Genomic DNA, 19,947 nt, shown 5'->3' with positions numbered 1-19,947 from the left:
CAGAATGTCTGTAAAACAGCTGTCATCCTGCACATTCCGCCGCAGGGGCGAAATACACAGGATGACAGATGGTTCTGCCACTACCCCAAGCGGGTAGCAGGCGCAAAGTTACGCTTTTACTTCGTCGGTAGCCTGCTGGCTGCTTTCGGACGTGGCAGGCTGGTGCTTTTCAATGATGCCGCAGATTTGCCCGAAGATGTCTTCGATGGCGCCAATGCCGTTGAGGGCGTGAAATTTCTGCTGCGAGGCGTAGTAGCCGGCCACCTGGGCAGTTTCGGTATTATATACCGTTACACGCTTGCGGATTTTGGTTTCGTCCTGGTCATCAGGGCGGCCGGAGGTTTTGCCACGCTCCAGCAGGCGCGTTACCAGCTCTTCCTCGGCTACTTCCAGCGCCACCATGCACGATACCTTGGTTTCGTGCTCGGCCAGCAGTCGGTCGAGGCTTTCGGCCTGGGGCACAGTGCGTGGGAAGCCATCGAAGATAAAGCCAGCGGCTTGCTTGTTGCCTTGCAAAGCGCTGTCGATCATGCCAATGACTACTTCATCGGGCACGAGCAGGCCTTCATCCATGAGTTTTTTGGCCCGCAGGCCTAGTTCAGTGCCCTGGGCTATCTGGGCCCGCAGCAAGTCGCCGGTGGAGAGGTGCACCAGATTATAGCGGGCAATCAGCTTCTGGCTTTGCGTTCCTTTACCGGCGCCGGGCGGGCCGAAGAGCACGAGATTCAGCATGAGTTGGGTAGCGAAGTGTTACGCGGAGGAAAAGAAAAGTGGGCGGGGTTCTGGAAATATAAGCAACGAATAGGAAAGCCTCTACGAGCGCCAGCGGATTTTAGCTGGTTCCGTTAGTTGATTCAGCTACCAACTGCCTTGTATACATCAGGATAATTACGGCCCAGCCCATCGAAGTCCAAGCCATACCCCACAATGAAGTCGTTGGGAATACTGAGGCCTACATAGCGAATCGGCAGCTCATGCTGCAGGCATTCGGGCTTGAGAAACAGCGTGGCAACTTCCAGCGAAGCCGGCTCGCGGGCCCCCAGCGTATCGAGCAGGCGGCGCATGGTGTGGCCCGTGTCCACGATGTCCTCGACGATGATGACGTGGCGGCCGCGGATGTCTTCGGTCAAGCCCAACACTTCCTGCACGCTGCCAGTGCTGCTGGTGCCCTGGTACGAGGCCACCCGGATAAAGGAAATCTCGCACTCAATAGCCAGCGCCTTCATCAGGTCGGCGGCAAACATAAACGAGCCATTGAGCACCGCCACGAGCAGCGGCGTTTTGCCGGCGTAGTCGTGGTTGAGTTGAGTGGCCAGCTGCTGAATGCTGGCGGCCAGCTCCTGCGCCGGCAGGTAGGGTTCAAACTGCTTATCGTGCAGCGAAATATGGTCCGGATTCATCCGTTTGGGGTTGGGCCGTGGGTGAGCGGGCAGGCAAATGTAGTAGAAAAAAGCCGCCCTCCTGATGAAAGAGGGCGGCTTAAGCTGAAGCGTTATGGGCGGCTGATTATTCGTTTTCTACCAGCTGCCGGTGATTTAGAGTGGCTGCAGAATAATCGTTCGGCTTCCTGCCGGAGACGGAAAACCTCAAACGCCCTCCGAAAAACACTCTCATAGTTGCTTGCGCAGCAGCACGAATACGGCCTCGGCGGTACGGTCAGTCACGTCGGCGAAGCGTACTTTGGGTTGCACTACCAGCTCGGGCCGGGGCAATGGGCGGACAGGTGCAACGCCCTGGTCAGGAGCGGCAATGTGCGGGGCAATAACCAAGCTTACGATGCTCATCAGCTTGATGAGAATGTTCATGCTGGGGCCGGAGGTGTCTTTGAATGGGTCGCCGACCGTGTCGCCGGTAACGGAGGCTTTGTGGGCGTCGGAGCCTTTGTATTGCATCACGCCGTCAATCATCACGCCTTTCTCGAAGCTCTTTTTGGCGTTGTCCCAGGCGCCGCCGGCGTTGCTTTGGAACATGGCCATCAGCACGCCACTCACCGTGACGCCGGCCAGCGTGCCGCCCAGCACCTCAGGCCCAAAAGCGAAGCCCACAACAATAGGCACGACCAAGGCAATAGCGCCGGGCAGCATCATTTCGCGGATGGCAGCCTGGGTACTGATGGCCACGCATTTCTCATATTCGGGCCGGCCAGTGCCCTCCATAATGCCGGGAATCTCGCGGAACTGCCGGCGCACCTCCTGCACCATGGCCATAGCCGCGCGCCCCACTGCCGAAATAGCCAGCGCCGAGAAAATGAACGGAATCATGGCGCCCACAAACAGCCCGGCCAGCACACGGGCATTGCTGATGTCAATAGAGCTGATGTTGGCCGTGCCCATGAAGGCAGCAAACAGAGCCAGCGAAGTTAGCGCGGCTGAGGCAATGGCAAATCCTTTACCGGTAGCGGCGGTGGTGTTGCCCACGGCGTCCAGAATGTCGGTTCGTTCGCGCACTTCCTTAGGCAGCTCACTCATTTCGGCAATTCCGCCGGCGTTGTCGGCAATGGGTCCGAAGGCATCGATGGCCAGCTGCATAGCGGTGGTGGCCATCATGCCGGCAGCGGCAATGGCCACGCCGTAGAGGCCCGCACATTCGTAGCTGAGTACAATGCCTGCTGCCAGCACAAGTATCGGGAGTACCGTGCTTTCCATGCCTACAGCCAAGCCGCCAATAACGGTGGTGGCGTGGCCCGTGGAGCTTTGGCGCACAATGCTTAGTACAGGCCGCTTGCCCATGGCCGTATAATACTCAGTGATGATGCTCATCAGTGTGCCCACAACCAAGCCTACTACCACCGCATAAAATACTTCCATGGCGCTGAACGTAACGCCCCGAATCACGAGCGACTCGGCAGGCAGCATCCAGCGAATGATAAAGTAGGAGGCAATGCCCGACACGATGACGGACACGTAGTTGCCAAGGTTGAGAGCAGCCTGCACATTGCCGCCTTCCTTCACCCGCACACACAGAATCCCGATGAGTGAGGCGATGATACCCATACCAGCAATCACCATCGGCAGCAGAATCGGGGAGAGCCCCTGAAACTGGTCGCCGGTGGCAACTACCTCGCGGCCCAGCACCATAGTGGCCAAGATGGTGGCTACGTAAGAGCCAAACAGGTCGGCGCCCATGCCGGCCACGTCGCCCACGTTGTCGCCCACGTTGTCGGCAATGGTGGCCGGGTTGCGGGGGTCGTCCTCGGGGATACCGGCTTCTACTTTTCCCACGAGGTCGGCGCCCACGTCGGCAGCTTTGGTATAGATGCCGCCGCCCACGCGGGCAAACAGCGCAATGCTTTCGGCGCCCAGGGAGAAGCCGGTCAGCACTTCCAGCGCTGTTTCCATCTCGATGCCGTTGGCCCCGCCGCCCCTGCTTACTACAAACAGCTGGTAGAACACGATAAACAACGAGCCCAGCCCCAGTACCGCCAGGCCGGCTACGCCCATGCCCATTACTGAGCCGCCCGAAAACGACACATTTAAGGCGTTGCTGAGGCTGGTACGCGCCGCCTGCGCTGTGCGCACGTTGGCTTTGGTGGCAATCTTCATCCCGATGAAGCCGGCCAGCGCCGAGAAAACAGCGCCAATCAGGAAGGCAATGACTATCACCGGACTGGACTTTTCGCCGGTGCTGCCTAGGTAAAACAGGAAGGCAGAGGCAATCAGGCCAAAAATGGCCATTACACGGTATTCAGCTTTCAGAAAGGCAATGGCGCCGTCGGCAATGTAGCCAGCAATGGTGCGCATTCGCTCGTCACCGGCATCTTGCCGATTTACCCAGCCTGAGCGGACCCAGGTATACAGCAAAGCCAGGACACCTAGCGCGGGCACTGCGTAGAGAACAGTCGTCATAGAGCGGTGGTAAAGAGTGGGTTTTTGGTTGGAAATGAGCTTTATGCTTGTAAAATAGAATTTTTACAGGCAAATCCAACCTAGGCCCAGCACGCAGTGCCCCCAGCTTTTACACTTTACGGAAGTAATTGACCGATACGCGTTCCGTGACCCAGTAAAGCAGGTAGCTCCCAACCGTCACGACCGGAACGGCTAACCAATAGTAGCGCAGATAGGAAAACTGTTGGCCCGTGATGTACACCAGTAAGCCATAGCACAGCAAAAGCAATGGGTAGTGGAATAAATAGAGTGAGAAGCTAAAAATCCCAATGGAGTGCATCAATCGGACCAGTGGGTTTTCTCTTTTTACACGGCCTGCCAGCAAAGAGGAAATAGCAACAATAGCCAGAATAACGGCAATAATACCTGAAAGTAGTTTCAGCTTGAGAATGGCAAGAAATAAAATAATCGTAAACAAAACTATGACGGCTACAGACAGCAACCACCCATTAGCACGTTGAAATATAGCTACCCATTTCGTGTCAACTACCGCGTCGTAAAGCCCTACTCCCACCGCAAAATAGAAATTGTGCGTCACTAAAAAGTTAGAGAACGGTGTCATTTCTACATGCAGAACATTGAGCACCGCACCAGTCGCAAAAGCAAGTGTTGAAAGAATATAATAGGCTTTAATATATCGAAATGCTAATGGAATACTTAGATAGAATAGCGCCTCCGGCAATAAAGACCAATAAACGCCGTTTGAACCCACGTACGTATGATCTAAGCGCGAAAAACCCAATACGTTAGCTATATTATGAAATCTAAAATCTTGTAGTTCTTGCCACGCCTTCGCTATTTCCTGATTGAGTTCTCTGTTGTCCGATACATTCAACACCAGAGGCACATAGTTGACTATGCAGGCAAGAGCGTAAATGCTGATCAGAACAGAAAACAAGTATGGCGGATAAATCCGAACTACCCTGTTGATATAAAATGCCACAGCTGGTCTGTGCCGTTTTCGCTGAGCATACCGGATAAAGAAACCGGACAGCACAAAGAAAAACACTACCATTTCAAAGCCGGCAGAGCTGAGCATATCAATACCGAAATAGGCATAATCAAGTACACTCCAGGTTTCCCGAGGATAAGCAGTTAAGAATTGTCTGCCACCCGACCACAGAAGGTATTTAGCGTGATAAATAACTACATAGAATGCGCAAAAACCTCGCAAGCAATGAAGGATATCTAATTCTTGGTAGGTTAGACCTTTTACTGAAGTGGAAACTGCGGAGGAAGTGGAAGTAAGCACTTGAAAGAAATTGAGTCAAAGAGCAAAGATCAGATTACCTTAGGAATCAGCACGACAGCCAATTTAGATGATTTTGCAATCTTTACAGTTCTATCATTAATATTTTATACAAGGCTAGCATACTGGCAATATCACGCTTGTCTACAATTTCGTCGGGCGAGTGCACATTGTCTTCGGGCGCTCCAATAAAGCACCAGTCCCACGGATAAGCGCCATGCTGCAGCTCTTTGGCATCGGAGCCGCCGCTGCCTTCCACCTCGAGCTGGTGCGCAATGCCGGCTGCCTCCGCAATGCGCCGGATACGTTCTACGTAGCTGCGGCGCGGAATAAGCGAGTCGCGCAGGGAAATTGCTACTCCTTGGCCGGCATGCACGCCTTCTGTCACCCAGGTAATATCCGAAATCAGTGCCTGCCGCACGCCGTAGGTTTCATAGATATACTTGGCCAAATAGGCCACAGAGCCGCCGCCATGCTCTTCCCAGCAACTAAACGCAACAATGCCATTTTCCAGCGTTTCGCATAGCCGAAGCGCATTCCAGACACCCAGGCGGTTGTCGAGGTAGCAGCTTTGGACGGTGGTATCGGTTTCGCGAAAATCGCAGTAGTAGGTGAGTTCCGTGCCTCGGTCGATGTCGCGGGTGAACTCATACGTAGGCTGCCCGGTTTCCTCATCACTACCCAGTGTACACACAATTTCCCCCTGCGAATCCCGTCCTACCAGCTTGATGCCTTCATCCAGCACTGGTCCACCAATTCGAACCAGTTGGCGGCCATAGCGTACGGTAAAGCCGATGCTGTCCAAATGAGCGAAAACGGCCGTACGCGGCTTGCCAAAAATGAGAATTATACAATTTTGCCACTCTTCTCCGGCCAGCACTGTGGGCTGTACTTGCCACCCAGAGCTAACCGCACGAATGTGTTGCAGTAGAAATTCAGTAAGGGCTGCCTCGTTTCCAGCAGGCGCCGGAATCTGGCAGAGGGTGCGTAATAGCTCCATGATCGACCTGTTATTTGTCCAAAATTAGGATAAAAGCCATACTTTAGTGTTTCCGATGGGCGGTGCGCCTCAGGCTTCATGCTTGGCCGCACCCGCAAGCCGCCGATTCTATGATTCTTCGCCTCCGATTTATCCTGTTGCTTCTACTACTGCCTATAGCAGTCAGCGCCCAGCGGCCGGACACTACCCGCACCCCTGTTCGCAACATTCAGACTGAGAATGTAGATGTGCTGCCCAACGCCGTTGATACCAAAGGCTGGCTGCTGCTCGACAAGGATATTCAGACGGAATTGGAAGGCGCCGTTCAGAACCTCTACAACTGCAAATACGACCGGGCCGAAAAGCAGTTCCGCTCGTTACGTCGTCGCTACCCGGAGCACCCCATGCCCTACTTCCTGCTGGGCCTCAGCCAATGGTGGAAAATAGTCCCTACCAATATCAAGACTAAGCAGTACGACAAGCTCTTCTTCGCTTATATGGATTCATCCATCACGAAAGCAGAGACACTTTATGATGCAGACAAGAAAAATTACGAAGCCTGTTTTTTTCTGGCGGCTGCCTACGGTTTTGATGGCCGGCTGAACGCCGAGCGCAGCAACTGGCCGCGCGCTACTGTTAGTGCCAAACGGGCACTGAAATATCTGGAACTAAGCAAGGAAGCCAATGGGCTAAGTCCCGAGTTTCTATTCGGGCAGGCGCTTTTCAATTACTATTCCGTCTGGATACCAGACAACTATCCCTTACTAAAACCAGTGCTCCTGCTCTTCCCTAAAGGCAGCAAGCAGTTGGGGCTGCAGCAGTTACAAAGCGTGGCCGATAATGGTTTTTATGTGGGTCCGGAAGCAAAAGTGTTCCTGATGCGCATCCTCAACAACGAGGAAAACAACCCTGCAGCGGCCATGCCGATTGCTCGTAATTTAGCCTCCACCTATCCTGACAACGGCTATTTTCAGCGCTTTTACGCTTTGCTGGCCTTCAATATGGGGGAGTTTCGCGAGAGCGAGCGAGTAAGTCTGGAGATTCTCAGCAAGCTAAACCAGGGCTTGCCCGGATATGAGGGCATAAGTGGCCGCTACGCTACCTACTTTCTGGGGTGGCTGATGCAGAACCGCTACAGAGACTTTGCCAAAGCCAAAGACTATTACCAGCGTTGCATTGTGTTTGCTGAAAGCACCGACGAGGCGAATGGCGGTTTCTATCTACATGCCAATTATAATTTAGCCCGTATTGCCGAGAAGGAAAAAGACTTAGGAACTGCGCGCCGCTACTATACCGTTGTGCAAAACATAGCCGATAAAAAGTCCGACCAATACCGGGAGTCCAAGGCCTTTTTGAAGAAGTACAAGAAGTAGCACGCCACGCATGGAACTAAGAGACCTGTTTTTAACGCCCCTGTACTTGGGTCTTATTTTCGCAGCGGCATTTGCCATACGCGGGCAGGTAACGAATGTCTATACCCGTAAATATTTCATTCCGGCACTATCCCTGAAGCTCATCGGTGCTATTGCTTTCGGTCTGATCTTCCAGTTTTATTACGGTGGCGGCGACACGTTCAACTACTTCAAGCACTCCAGCCTGATGTACGAGGCCTTTGGCGACTCCTTTTCGGTGGGGCTGAAACTGCTAACCAGTGACGGAGAGCGTTTGCCTGAACTAACGAAATACACCTCCCGCATGTATTGGTGGATGCCTGGCTCCACGGAGCTAGTGGTGGCTCGGATTGCAGCTGTATTAGGCTTGCTTTGTTTCAATACCTACACAGTTGTCGGGATGTTCTTCGCATGCATTAGCTTCGGCGGAATGTGGGCCATGTTCATGACTTTCGCGAAAATCAGGCCTCAAGTGTACAAGCAGCTAGCTATTGCTGTCTTCTTTATTCCTTCCGTTTTCTTTTGGGGCTCTGGCCTGATGAAGGACTCCTTGTGTTTGGGAGCATTAGGCTGGCTTTTTTATGCTTTTTACCAAGGAGCTATTCAGAAGAAACGGCTTCCAAAGTCATTTATTATTGGCTTCCTTGCAGCATATATGCTCTATGCTACGAAAGTATATATCCTATTGTCCTTTTTGCCTCCGGCGCTAATCTGGGTATTCAACGAGAATAGTCAGAAAATTAAAAACACAGCTATTAGGATGATTGCAAAGCCATTCCTATTAGGCATTGGTGCTATCGTAGCCGTGTTTGCTATGAGTAACCTGACAGAGGGCAATGACAGCTACGACATTGACAAAATTGGAGAGAAAAGCAAAATAACTGCGGATTATCTGTACCGCGTTTCAGTGGAGCAGGAAGGCTCTGCTTATACACTAGGTGAACAGGACGGCTCTATCGGCAGCATGGTAAAATTGGCGCCACAGGCCATTATTGTATCTCTATTTCGCCCATTCCTGTGGGAGGCGCGCAATCCTGTTATGCTCTTATCAGCTTTAGAATCTGCTTTCTTCCTGTTCTTCACATTACGCATCCTCTTTCGGGTAGGAATAGCCCGCTTTTTTGGAAGTATTGCCAGCACCCCCATACTCGTACTCAGCTTTGTATTTTCACTGGTATTTGGTGCCTCTGTCGGAATCATCTCCAACAATTTCGGCACACTGGTTCGGTACAAAATTCCACTGATACCTTTCTATGTAGGCGCTTTGTATATTTTACAAGACGTCAGTGCAGGCAGCCAGCGCAAAGGCCGCCCCGGTGTACGGCGTCTTGCTGCCTCTTAAACCTGCTTTCAATAAATCAGGAAAACAGGTTTAGGAAATTTTGTTCGTTAGCCACCACTGAATAGCGCCTTACAATGGTGGAGCGTGCTGCTTCGCCTAACTGGATGCGCAGTTCTGGGTCACGGAGCAACGTTTCCAATGCCTGGCGCCAGTCGGCAGGTGTCGTGCACACGTATCCGTTGACCCCGGACTGCACTACTTCGGTGTTCATGCCTACCGGTGACACCAGTGCTGGTATACCTAAAGCCATATACTGCAGCGCTTTGAACGCGCATTTGCCTTTGGCCCACGGGTCATCTTCCAGCGGCATCAGCCCGATATGCAAACCGGCCAGATCGGCAATTTCGGTGTCTTTGCGCCACGGCTGAAAGTTGAGTGAGCGGAGCGGCAGCGTTGGTGGCTGATTGGAAATTACGCGAAACTCGAAGTCGTATTGCTTTTCCAGCTCTGCTATCACCGGCACTACCTGCTCCAGGTATTTAAGCGTGGAGTGCGTACCCGTCCAGCCGATTACCAATCGGCCAGGAGCCTTCTGGTCGCGCACACGGTTGTGCAGATTAACGGTGTCGATTGTGGTGGGATTGACTACCGCATTAGCATTGAACTGCCGGGCAAAGTCGCGCAGATATGCATTGCCGCAGCTTATTTTATAAGCCCAGCGGCAGATACTACCCACTTTATGGTGCCACTTTACACCTGCAACTATCTTATTCGCCTCCGAAGTATTTGGTATCCAGATGGCGTCATCGAAGTCGTAGATAATTTTCTTGCCCAGCACCTTCGCAATCAGCCACTCAAACACAGGAGGCCCAATAGGTGATGCTTCGCGGTGAATAAACACATAGTCGTAGGCAGGCACTGAAAACAACAGTCCAGTACGCCGCAGAAAACCGCCAACAATACCCGCGGCCTTGGCCAACGCATGGCCGGGCTTGTAGAGAATACTCCAGGTGGCTTCCGAAATAAATGGTGCCAACCGATACGTGTGGCCGGCCTGCGACAGAAGTGGCAGATATTGTTCGAACCGAAAACGCTGAGACGGTGCCCGGCCCGGCGGATACGGAACGATGAAGAGGATGCGCATACACAAAAAAACAAGCCTGGAAAGAACTTGGCACCTATCGGATTTGATAAAAGGCGAGCACCTCACGCACAATGCGCCCCTGCTCTGCTTCGGCCAGTTCTACATACAAAGGTAGCCGAACCAAACAATCCGCGTAACGGTCAGCTTGCGGTAACGGACGGCCGTCGTGGCGGGCGGTGTAGTAAGGGCTGCGGTGCAAAGGCTGATAATGAAAGATAGCGGCAATGGATCGTGCTTTCAGGTGCACCAGCAACGCCGTGCGCTCGTCTGCCGAACGGCACACCAGATAATACAGGTGCCCATTCGTGACGGCATAAGCAGGAATAGAGGGCAGCTCAACCCCCAACGCCGCTAATGGCTGTAGGGCAGCCTGATAACGGTACCAGATAGCACAGCGTTGCGCCTGGATAAAGGAAAGCGCTTCTATCTGCGCCCACAGAAAGGCTGCGTTGATATCGGCCGGCAGGAACGAAGACCCGATATCCACCCAAGTGTACTTGTCTACTTCTGCCCGAAAAAACGCAGCCCGGTTGGTGCCCTTTTCACGCAGAATCTCTGCCCGTGCAACCAGTTGCGGGTCGTTGATGACCAGCAGGCCACCTTCGCCACCCGCGGTAATGTTTTTGGTTTCGTGAAAGGAAAAGGCAGCAAGGCTCCCCAGACCACCTAATGGCTTCCCATTAAATGTGCTGCTCACAGCCTGTGCTGCATCCTCTACTACAGCCAGCTGATGCCGGGCAGCAACGGCCAGTACCGTACGCATGTCGCAGGCTATACCCGCATAGTGAACAGGCACAATCACGCGGGTGCGGGGCGTTATCAGGGCTTCAAGAGTGGCCGCATCCAGGTTTGGAGAATCAGGGCTGCAATCGACGAAAATCAGCCGGGCTCCCCGCAACAGAAAGGCATTGGCAGTGGAAGAAAACGTGAAACTCGGCAATAGCACCTCATCATCGGGCTGGATATCAAGCAGCAGCGCAGCCAGCTCCAGCGCATCGGTGCAGGAGGTGGTGAGTAGCGCTCTGGCCGAACCAAGATGCTGCTCGAACCAGGCTTCGCAGCGCCGCGTGAACATTCCGTCGCCGGATATTTTGCCGGAGCGCACTGCCTCTTCAATGTAGCGAGTTTCGGTACCGACAAAATATGGTTTATTGAAAGGGAGCATGCGGGCAGCAGGTTAGCGCAGAAGCGCAAAGCTAGCAGGATGCCGCCGGAGTGCCCGGTTTGTGTTGCTTGCTGGCCCAGCTAGAGCATTCGGGCAGGCACCCCCACATACGTACCAGGCTCAAGCAGCGAATTTATCACGACAGTTCCCCCACCTGTCCGGACATCATCGGCCAGTTCCAGCGAGTCGAGCACAGTGGAACCCACGCCCAGAAAACACCGCTCCCCTACCCGAATGCGGCCCGCCAGCCGCACACCTGGTGCCAGTAGACTGTGCGCCCCGATACGAGTGTCGTGCGCCACAATGCAGCCCGGATACAGCAGCACATTGTCGGCTAGATGTACGTTTAGATCCAGAAGACAACCCGGCCAGATGCATACGCCATTGCCGAGGGTCACACTGGCATCGATGTAGGCGCTTGGATGCACGAACCGACCAAATGGAAGGCCTTGGGCACATAGCTCCTCGAACAGCCGACCACGGGCAGCCAGATGCCGGTAGCCCACTCCTAGTAACAGTTCCTCATATTGTCCTGCGGCAAATGCGGCGCTGGCAGCAGCTACAGGCCCCAGCACGATTCCTTCCGGAGTGGAATGGCCTAGTAGTTCATCATCGAAAAAGCCAGCTACAGCCTGCCCGCACTGCCGGAGGTGCTGTGCCAACTGCTGGCCGAGGGCGCCTGCCCCAACAATAGCTGTCCGCTTCGATGAATCCGACATTGACAAATAGGTATGGGCGGAGGCAAGAGATGAATTATGGAAAAACACCCGCTTGGCATGCTCAGTCAAGTACTTCGGCTTCTATAAATATAGGCCGCCTAGTAGTTTTGAGGTTGATCCGGTAGATATACTCCCCCAAAATCCCCATGCCCAGCAGCAATATTCCTACCCCAAACCCGATGGTTATAATCAGTGAGGCGAAACCCGGCAATAAGTCATTATAGATGAGCTTACGCAACAGGATATAGCCAGAATACAGGGTTGTGGCGAGGAAGATGAGCACTGACGCATAGCTGAGCAGGCGCACTGGCGCATCAGAGAAGGTCAGGAAGATGTTGAGGGAATGGCGTAGCAGCTTGCGCGTAGTGTAGGCACTCTGGCCGGCAGCTCTTGGCTGGTGCGCCACGGGCACGCTCCCTACATGGGCAGTTACCCAAGTAAGGTAGCCGTCAAGAAAGGAATAGGAGTTGCGCATCTGCAGGCAGTGTCGCGCCACACTGGCTTTCAGCAACCGGAATGGCGAATAATCAGGGTGCAGTTCCGGAAGGCTGTACTGCAGCAACTTGCGGAGTAGCCCCGACGCCAAATTGCGCCAGCCAGCATGTTGGCGGGCCGCATAGCAGCCATACACCACATCGAAGTCTTCTTCCTGCTGACGGGCAATTAAGTGCGCAATATCAGCCGGGTTGTGTTGCAGGTCTTCGTCGAGGGTGATAATGTAGCGACCTTGGGCATACTGAAATCCGCAGAGCAGCGCGTTATGCTGCCCAAAGTTGCGCGACAACCGGATGGCCCGCACTAACGCCGGGCCCATTTCCCGCCGCAGATCCTCAATCACCTGCCACGATTGGTCCGGGCCATGGTCATGCACGAAAATCAGTTCAAATAAATATCCGGCTTCCGTAAAAAACTGCATCAGCCGGTGTGCCAGCGGCCTCACCGTTTCCTGCCCCTGGTAAACAGGTACCACTACAGAGTATTCAGGCTTCATGTAAGCAGACGATCAGGAAAAGACAGCATATACCGGGTGGCGTCCGGCCCTTCGTTAAACAGCAGGTCGAGCACACTCACATGGTGTTCAAACGGCCCATGAAGCTGCCGGTACTCCGGATAGCCTTCGTAGCTCATCCAAGAGAGCTTGATGTTGGCTTGCGCAAATTGCGCTGGCTCAAGGTACGCCGCCGCTGCCGGACCCGAAACATATTCTGTACCGCCCACTGCCTGCACCAATTGCACCAGTCGTGCCGTCCGGTCACCCCAGACCGCAAAATCTGCCACTGAATGCAGCCGCGTTTTAATTCCCAACCACTGATTGATAACTCGGATTAAGCGCTGGTTGACCTCGCTGAGCAAGCCAGTCCCGGGGTTCCGATAGAGTTCCTCTAATTCTGAGCGGTAAGAGCTGAAATATGCAGAATGAGCATACGCCTGAGCTAACGTACGCCAGTGCCGCGTGCCCCAGCCCACCTCGAAAATGCGGGTTTCACTGATTTTCTGGTCAAGCCGTTCCTGCCTAACCGGTATTGTCAGCCATTGAACGCCCTGCGTAGTTTTAATACGGTTTCGGTTGCGCCAATCGTTTTTAGTGTACTGCACTTCATCATAGAAAATAAAATCATCAGCACGGTTAATCAAGTCAAAGTAGCCTTTCCAGGGAATATAATTGGACTGCAAAATGCCTACTTTTTTTATCATTGCTAAAACAAGTATTACATTTCAATCTGCATAAAGCAAAAAATAATTACTGCTTCTATCTACACACCCAGTCATGCATTAATTGACTGACCATGCAGATAGAGGCAGTAACTGTTTTTTATTCTACCGAAAATCGAACAGATTTTTTTTAATTTATTTTCTTATCCTTTCAACTGCAGCTTTCAGCCCTGACTTCAGGTTCTTAAACATGCCACCAGCACCTTCAGTGTTCACATACACTGTATTATGCTCCCCAGCAATTTCATTAGCTGGGCGTGTCTTCGTATAGTAATACACTGCTAATGATTTGCGCGTTATACCACCTGGAGCTGCGAGTGGCTTAGGATGACCATGAAAAGAAACTTCGTTTGTTTCAAAAATAACGCAACGATTGAAAACAGGAGAAACATTTTCTAATTGCTTCTTCTTTTTCATATCCCACAATTCTAGATGGCCATTATACTCGTCCTTCCAATCTTTATTCATGTACACAATGGCGTTCATACGCCGATGATACTTAGTGGTTTGATGATAATTGAAATCGACGTGTACATCAAGAAAAGCACCTGTCACGGACTGATGAAGCCCGCCACCAAATAGCTCATCATCTCCTATCAACTCAGCTATACCGGTGATATTTTCTACAATATGAAGAAACTTATCACCATTGAACTCGTCGAATACCTGCTGCAATAGTGGATACTCCGCACCAAATTTAGTTAGCGCAAATTTGTTCTTTTGGTTAATATAAGTGGTACCATCCCAGTTACCGGTTGTTACATCCGGATAGGCTTTCAAAATCTGCTCTGCCGCCTCAGGACGGAAAAACCCATCGTACACCAAGTAATGAAATGGTTTGTTAGGGTCGTTCCACTGCTGTTTCAACTCATTTGCATGGGCTTGTAGCTTTTCGAAATCAATTAGTTCCTGGTTCATCTGAAGAGGTTTTAGATTTGAAAACTATGCTGCCTTGGGAAGAGGCAATGCTGGCTTTACGGCGCATCCTACAAAAGCAGGAGAATAGCCGAATACGTATGCCTTGGCATATTACGAAAACAGGGGAGCATTAGGTACACCTCGCAACTGTACTGTATCGAAACGGCAGGTTAGAGCTGTGCAAAAATCTGGGTGGCGGTATCGAGGTACTGACTCAGCCCCCGGTAGGCAATACCTGCTTCGCGGCACTGATGACGCAACTGCGTTTTCTCTCGGTTTAGAAATTTGTCCACCTGTGGATATACACGAACTGCTTCTGCCTCTGAGAAATCTTTTACTACCACTCCCACTCCAAATTGTTTGGCCACAACATCATCCTCTGATACACCAGCGCACACTAGGTATGGCAGGCCACAACACAAGTACTCCCCTACCTTAATCGGCGAGCGAAATTTTTGAGACGGTAATGGTGGGACAGCCACTATACCAAAGTCAGCGGCTGATATATAATCCTGCACCTGCTCATACGGGCTGCGCGTAACAGTGTAGCTGCCCTTCAGCAAACCTTCGGCCTGCATCAGTGCATCAATACGGTCCGGCGCATCGGGCGACACGATGAGGAAAAACAAATCAGAGTTGAGCGTCTGAAAAGCTCGAAATAACACAGCAATTTCATGGTTATAATAGATGCCGCCGAACTTGCCCAAATAAAGAATTACAGGTTTATCTGCTGCAATGGCATGCTTAGCTCGGATTCTAGCCCGGCCTTCTGGACGGAAATGTAGTTTGGCTTCATCAACACAGCTCGGCAGTTTGTACATTTCAGCTAGTGTGCCCCATTGCTTCATTCGATTAATCATATGCGTCGTACCGGTTGAAAGAATATCAGCCTTCATTCCGGATACTCGCTCCATGTAGTGAAGCCCACGGAAGGCCAAACTTGTTTCGGGCCAGATGTTGCAGTCGCGCATAAATTCGCTATGCGGCTCGTATTGATAAACGTAATATTTGAGAGTAAAGAGTTTTGCCAGCAGGAAAGCAAAGCTGCCGGAAACCGTCCCTAATGATACGATGGAGCGGACTCCAAACTTCAACTTAAGGCGCAGTACTATTAAAGCTCCTGCCAATAGGTCGTACGCTTTCTTCAACAGTTTAAAGCGGCCGGAATGCCATTGAAGTGGATACCAGACTATATTGAAACGCGCAAAATGTTCATGCCGTTGAGCCTGCTGGACAGGAGTCAGCCCGTATTCTACCTGCTCATACGTTATCAGGTGCAGCCGTAAATCAGGCTGTTTTTCGCCTGCATGCATAAGCAACAATAACAGGTTGCCCTTAAATAAGGGGTCATCGCAGCTATTATATACATATACAACAACTGAGCGCATGCCATACAGAATTTATGGTTTTTGCAACAAGGACTCCCACTGTTTCATGATAGGCTCAGGAGCAAAATCCTGAACACGGTTATATGCCTGCGTGGCATAATAACTGCGCTTATGCTTATCAGCTAGCAGACTAACCAGAGTATCAGCCCATATAGGTGCGCTCTGCGCCAGTTGCGTGCCAACTCCCAATAGAGGAAGCAACAATCCATATTCCGTCCATTCCGGCGACTCGGCATAGGAGTTGACTGGGGTTTGCGGTGCTAAAATCTCGCGTGGCCCGGTAGGACAATCAGTGGAGACAACAGGCGTTCTGCAGGCCATAGCTTCACACAGTGCCATCGGAAAGCCCTCAGTTTCAGAAGACAACAGAGCCACCGTTGCACGGAAAATGTAGCGAAACGGATTACTTTGAAAGCCAAAGAAATATACATCATAATCCGTTGTCATTTCCTCTTCTGTCCATGCTGCCCATGTGCGCAAGCCTAATTGCTGACAACGGCTCAGCAGCTCCGAACGTAGCGGCCCATCACCGAGCAGAACCAGTTTGACTGTATTATGCCCTCGTGTATGCATTATGTGAAGCACTTCTAACAAAGCCGATTGATTTTTTTCGCGCGCCAATCGTCCCGCAGTAATTAGAATGGATTGACCAGCGAATAATTCTTGCTCGGCAGGCAGTAGTTCTTCTCTACTACTTTGCTGAATTCCCTCTACGTCAAAGAAGTTATTAATAGTGTGTACTTGCCGTGCCGGCAGATTGAAGTAGTCGATCAACTCCTGACGTAAGTCGCGGCTCACGGGCACGACACAGTCTGCAAAACGATATGAAACCGGCATGAATATTCGCCGCCGCAGCCAACCTATCAGCCCTTGAATATTGGGGTCATGGCGTTTGGAATTATGGACGCATAGTAGAACCTTTTCTGATCCTTTACTAAGCAAGTTCAAGTAGTCTGCTCCTTCCAGGTGACTGATACAGATATCAATGCTGTATTCCAGCTTGAGTTGCTTAACACGCCGAACACGATTCAGAAAACGTTTTATTTTGCCTAAAATCCCGACCCCAGCCGGGACATTCAACGCCACCAATTTATTGGTAGTGGGAAATGCCACAACCGTATCGCTATCGAATATACACTCCACCACATTATGATGACGCGCTAACTGCTGCCCATGATCATGAAAAACCCTCTCTGCCCCCCCATAGGTAAGGTGAGGTATGAGCAATAAGATGTTTTTGCGTGTAGACACTGTTACTGAGTTTATGGGTAGTTGAAGTCACTAAGCCACGGCCATTCGCAGTGACAATCAGCTAGAATTCAAAAAGTGTGCTGTAGAATATATAGCTAACTAGCTACGATGTATGTCTTAAACTAAAATACAGACTAAAGCACAGCAATTAGTGACAGGTTATATATAATATGGTGCAGGGATACACCAGTATACTAACTTTCCTAGGCATCTTCCCTCAACTATGTAGCAGAGACACGCGAGAAAATTTGTTCAGCTACCGGCAAGTAATTACTAATTCCTCGGTACTGAATGCCTGCTTCACGGCATCTGTTACGCAGCGGCACTCTATCTTCTGTCAGAAACTGCTCTATAGCAGGGTATGCTTTGCGAATTTCAGACTCCGAAAAATCGGCTACCGTCACTCCTACGTTGTACTGTTCAGCTACTGTATCATCCTCCGATACGCCACGGCATACCAGATAAGGCAAGCCACAGCATAGGTATTCACCAACTTTGATGGGTGAGCGGTATTTCTGAGCGGATAATGCGGGAATAGCTACTATGCCAAAATCAGCCGCCGAAATATAATCCTGCACTTCGCTGTATGGGCTTCTTTTTATGCTATAATGCGTCTGCGGTACCCCCGCCTGTGTCATTACCTCTGTTATATGATCTACTGCATCAGGAGAAACAATGAAGAAAAATAAATTACTGTTGAGCTTATGCAATTCTGAAAACAATACACCTATTTCCTGATCATAATATATACCGCCAAACTTACCCAAGTATAGTATTACTGGTGTGTTATCGTTTACTGGCAACAAATTCCTTACTCTATCCCGACCTGCTTGATTAAACCGAAACCGATTTTCGTTGACGCAACTTGGCAGCTTAAAGAGTGCTGCCTGGCTACCAGAAGCCTTCAATCGATTGATCATGTGGTCGGTGCCTGTGGTAAGTACATCCGCATAGCGGCCTGAAATCTTTTCCATGTAGTTCAGCCCACGGTATGCTACACTGTTAATTGGCCAAATATTGAAATCCCGCATAAACTCGCTGTGAGGTTCATGCCAGAAACCAAAGAATTTAAGCCCTAATAATTTGGCTATAATGAAAGCAAACGAGCCTGAAATGGTGCCTAGGCCGCCAATACTGCCGATTTTACCGAATAAGCGCAACTTCAGCACTAAAAAGAAACCAATTAGTAAATCATACGCCTTTTTTACGATTTTGAAATTACCGGAATGCCAAACTAACGGATACCACTCTATATTATACCTGCTTAATACTGTGCGAATTTCTGCGCGTTGTGCCTCGGTGAGTGGCCAATCATGCTGCTCGTATGTAATAAGGTGAAAGTGTAGATCCGGCTGTTCGGAAGCTGCATGCTCCATGAAAGGCAATAGAATTCCTTTGAAGAGCGGATCATCAAAACTATTGTAGATGTACACAACCATAGACCGGACATTTTTTGCCTTTGCTATTACTCCTGTGTCTACTTTCTGCTGTTCCTTATGGGACATAGTGTTTTTAATACTTTTTCATCTTGTGAAAATTTTCTTGATAATCAGATTATTGCATTTCTGAAAATCCACTCATTAGCCAACCTAATCTCCCACTTTCCGAATCCGTCTGCTGCGGCATTCTTGAGCGCGAAATAGGATACAGTGTTTAGGCAAGCTCGGGCATATTTTGCGATTGGGTATCAGCCAGGATAAGAGACAGAGCTTATCAGCCAAGGCGGCGAAGCAGGTAGCTTCTGAGCAGGAATTTTGCACGCAGCTTCACTGGCACATTATAGTGCTGAGCAAGTAGCTGGCGACGGAATTCACGTAATGAATTAACTTTTTTATCGGAACTCAGGTAGCAGGTCAGAAACCAGCGCTCAGCTAGGCAGCGCAGCATAGCTTCCGAGGCCACATACTGACGCGCTTGGTTGAACGTATGCATTTTCCAGAGCCACGCATGTACTTCCGCCAGCGAGATATCGCCAAGCGTAAAGGGAATGTAGGAAATAGTATTGTGCACATGCAGTTCCCGTTCTGTAAACGGAATACCAAATGCACGCAGTTGCTGCTCCCTAATCTGATTGGACTTAGCATTGCGGCGGGCGTGCACGTCGGCCTTCAGTGTTTGGGGAAATGTGCGATAGTGCAGCAGTATTTCCGGCTGGTTTACAATGTCCGTTACCTGCGCCAGCCGTGTAATGAATTCGTAGTCCTCACCAAACGTGTCCTTAATCGTGTCGTCATAACTCAGGCCATACTCCTGGAGTAGGGAGCGACGAAAAAGGGCCGTAGGATTGGCCACTGGCATGTTGAATAGCATAAAGCTACGAACGGCATCAGCAGAAACCGGGTATTCATATACGATTTTCGATTCCCCAAAGCACTTCATAAAGCTGCTCGTGAGGCCCACCGCAGGGTTTTGTTCTAGGAAATCAACCTGAGTTTGCAGCCGGTGTGGCAGGGCAATATCGTCGGCATCCATCTTAGCGATGTACTTGCCGCGGGCGTATTCGGCGCCGTAATTGTCGGAGAAAGAGCGGCCTTTGTTTTGCGCGTTGGCCAGCACTGTCACGCGTGGGTCGGCTTCGTAGCTCCGTGCCACTGCCAAACTTTCGTCGCGGGAGCAATCATCCACAATGATTAGCTCAAAATCCTGAAACGTTTGTTGTAGGATGCTATCAATGGCGGGCCGCAAGTATTCCCCGGCATTGTACACAGGGATAATTACAGAAACAAGGGGAGACTTTGTGACAGGCATAATAGGACAAAGGTACGGCGTACGGCGCAATTACCTCTATTGCCCTACAAGTCGCCATCGGCTGCACCAGATTCAAGAAGCCGCAACACGATATTATTCATCTGAAAATCAGATTT

At 51.0% G+C, this 19,947-nt stretch carries 17 protein-coding genes; 2 read left to right on the top strand and 15 right to left on the bottom strand.

The annotated features are described in order from the left end of the window. Positions 1 to 108: 108 nt before the first annotated feature. The 5 genes from H8B14_RS06765 to H8B14_RS06745 all read right to left on the bottom strand — a co-directional run bounded on the left by H8B14_RS06765 (position 109) and on the right by H8B14_RS06745 (position 5,938). Positions 109 to 732: an adenylate kinase gene (locus H8B14_RS06765; RefSeq protein ID WP_187314857.1), complete on the bottom strand. Its 624-nt coding sequence runs from the start codon at positions 730 to 732 to the stop codon at positions 109 to 111. Between the two features lie 122 nt (positions 733 to 854). After that, positions 855 to 1,400, bottom strand: a complete 546-nt coding sequence (hpt, locus tag H8B14_RS06760) for a hypoxanthine phosphoribosyltransferase (protein WP_187314856.1) — start codon at positions 1,398 to 1,400, stop codon at positions 855 to 857. A gap of 210 nt (positions 1,401 to 1,610) precedes the next feature. Then, complete coding sequence (locus H8B14_RS06755; protein ID WP_187314855.1) at positions 1,611 to 3,845, bottom strand: sodium-translocating pyrophosphatase; 2,235 nt, start codon at positions 3,843 to 3,845, stop codon at positions 1,611 to 1,613. Positions 3,846 to 3,954: 109 nt separating this feature from the next. Beyond that, positions 3,955 to 5,136 (bottom strand): acyltransferase family protein, encoded by a 1,182-nt coding sequence (locus tag H8B14_RS06750; RefSeq protein ID WP_187314854.1) that lies wholly within the window; start codon positions 5,134 to 5,136, stop codon positions 3,955 to 3,957. Positions 5,137 to 5,218: 82 nt separating this feature from the next. After that, on the bottom strand, positions 5,219 to 5,938 hold the full coding sequence (locus H8B14_RS06745; RefSeq protein WP_315984809.1) for a M20/M25/M40 family metallo-hydrolase: 720 nt from the start codon (positions 5,936 to 5,938) through the stop codon (positions 5,219 to 5,221). 422 nt (positions 5,939 to 6,360) lie between these two features. On the opposite strand from H8B14_RS06745, the gene H8B14_RS06740 reads away from it, so the two are divergent. Continuing rightward, a complete protein-coding gene (locus H8B14_RS06740) occupies positions 6,361 to 7,485 on the top strand; it encodes a tetratricopeptide repeat protein (protein ID WP_315984808.1) in 1,125 nt (374 codons plus the stop codon). Positions 7,486 to 7,495: 10 nt separating this feature from the next. Continuing rightward, complete coding sequence (locus tag H8B14_RS06735) at positions 7,496 to 8,845, top strand: hypothetical protein (RefSeq protein WP_187314851.1); 1,350 nt, start codon at positions 7,496 to 7,498, stop codon at positions 8,843 to 8,845. A 16-nt stretch (positions 8,846 to 8,861) separates the two neighbouring features. Here the strand turns inward: H8B14_RS06735 and H8B14_RS06730 are convergent, their stop codons facing one another. The 10 genes from H8B14_RS06730 to H8B14_RS06685 all read right to left on the bottom strand — a co-directional run bounded on the left by H8B14_RS06730 (position 8,862) and on the right by H8B14_RS06685 (position 19,831). Beyond that, the gene (locus tag H8B14_RS06730; protein ID WP_187314850.1) at positions 8,862 to 9,929 is read right to left on the bottom strand and encodes a glycosyltransferase family 4 protein; all 1,068 of its coding nucleotides are present in this window, start codon (positions 9,927 to 9,929) and stop codon (positions 8,862 to 8,864) included. Positions 9,930 to 9,963: 34 nt separating this feature from the next. Then, positions 9,964 to 11,094: a dTDP-4-amino-4,6-dideoxygalactose transaminase gene (gene rffA / locus H8B14_RS06725; protein WP_187314849.1), complete on the bottom strand. Its 1,131-nt coding sequence runs from the start codon at positions 11,092 to 11,094 to the stop codon at positions 9,964 to 9,966. Between the two features lie 80 nt (positions 11,095 to 11,174). Then, the gene (locus tag H8B14_RS06720) at positions 11,175 to 11,813 is read right to left on the bottom strand and encodes an acetyltransferase (protein ID WP_187314848.1); all 639 of its coding nucleotides are present in this window, start codon (positions 11,811 to 11,813) and stop codon (positions 11,175 to 11,177) included. Positions 11,814 to 11,874: 61 nt separating this feature from the next. After that, positions 11,875 to 12,804, bottom strand: coding sequence for a glycosyltransferase family 2 protein (locus H8B14_RS06715; RefSeq protein WP_187314847.1), 930 nt, complete (start codon positions 12,802 to 12,804; stop codon positions 11,875 to 11,877). Further along, complete coding sequence (locus H8B14_RS06710) at positions 12,801 to 13,508, bottom strand: WbqC family protein (protein ID WP_222840558.1); 708 nt, start codon at positions 13,506 to 13,508, stop codon at positions 12,801 to 12,803. The genes H8B14_RS06715 and H8B14_RS06710 overlap by 4 nt, the downstream gene beginning before the upstream one ends. A gap of 153 nt (positions 13,509 to 13,661) precedes the next feature. Further along, a complete protein-coding gene (locus H8B14_RS06705) occupies positions 13,662 to 14,444 on the bottom strand; it encodes a 2OG-Fe(II) oxygenase (protein ID WP_187314846.1) in 783 nt (260 codons plus the stop codon). A 170-nt stretch (positions 14,445 to 14,614) separates the two neighbouring features. Next, on the bottom strand, positions 14,615 to 15,832 hold the full coding sequence (locus tag H8B14_RS06700; RefSeq protein WP_187314845.1) for a glycosyltransferase: 1,218 nt from the start codon (positions 15,830 to 15,832) through the stop codon (positions 14,615 to 14,617). Positions 15,833 to 15,844: 12 nt separating this feature from the next. After that, a complete protein-coding gene (locus tag H8B14_RS06695) occupies positions 15,845 to 17,083 on the bottom strand; it encodes a glycosyltransferase (RefSeq protein ID WP_187314844.1) in 1,239 nt (412 codons plus the stop codon). Between the two features lie 221 nt (positions 17,084 to 17,304). Next, positions 17,305 to 18,588, bottom strand: a complete 1,284-nt coding sequence (locus H8B14_RS06690) for a glycosyltransferase family protein (RefSeq protein ID WP_187314843.1) — start codon at positions 18,586 to 18,588, stop codon at positions 17,305 to 17,307. A 208-nt stretch (positions 18,589 to 18,796) separates the two neighbouring features. Further along, positions 18,797 to 19,831 carry a glycosyltransferase family 2 protein gene (locus tag H8B14_RS06685; protein WP_187314842.1) on the bottom strand — a complete coding sequence of 345 codons (1,035 nt, stop codon included), beginning with the start codon at positions 19,829 to 19,831 and terminating at the stop codon, positions 18,797 to 18,799. Between the last annotated feature and the right edge of the window lie 116 nt (positions 19,832 to 19,947).

The sequence above is a fragment of the Hymenobacter puniceus genome (assembly GCF_014333525.1).
In the GTDB taxonomy this organism is placed as follows: domain Bacteria; phylum Bacteroidota; class Bacteroidia; order Cytophagales; family Hymenobacteraceae; genus Hymenobacter.
Note: the sequence above shows the minus strand (reverse complement) of the source record. Positions and strands in the feature narration are given on the sequence as shown.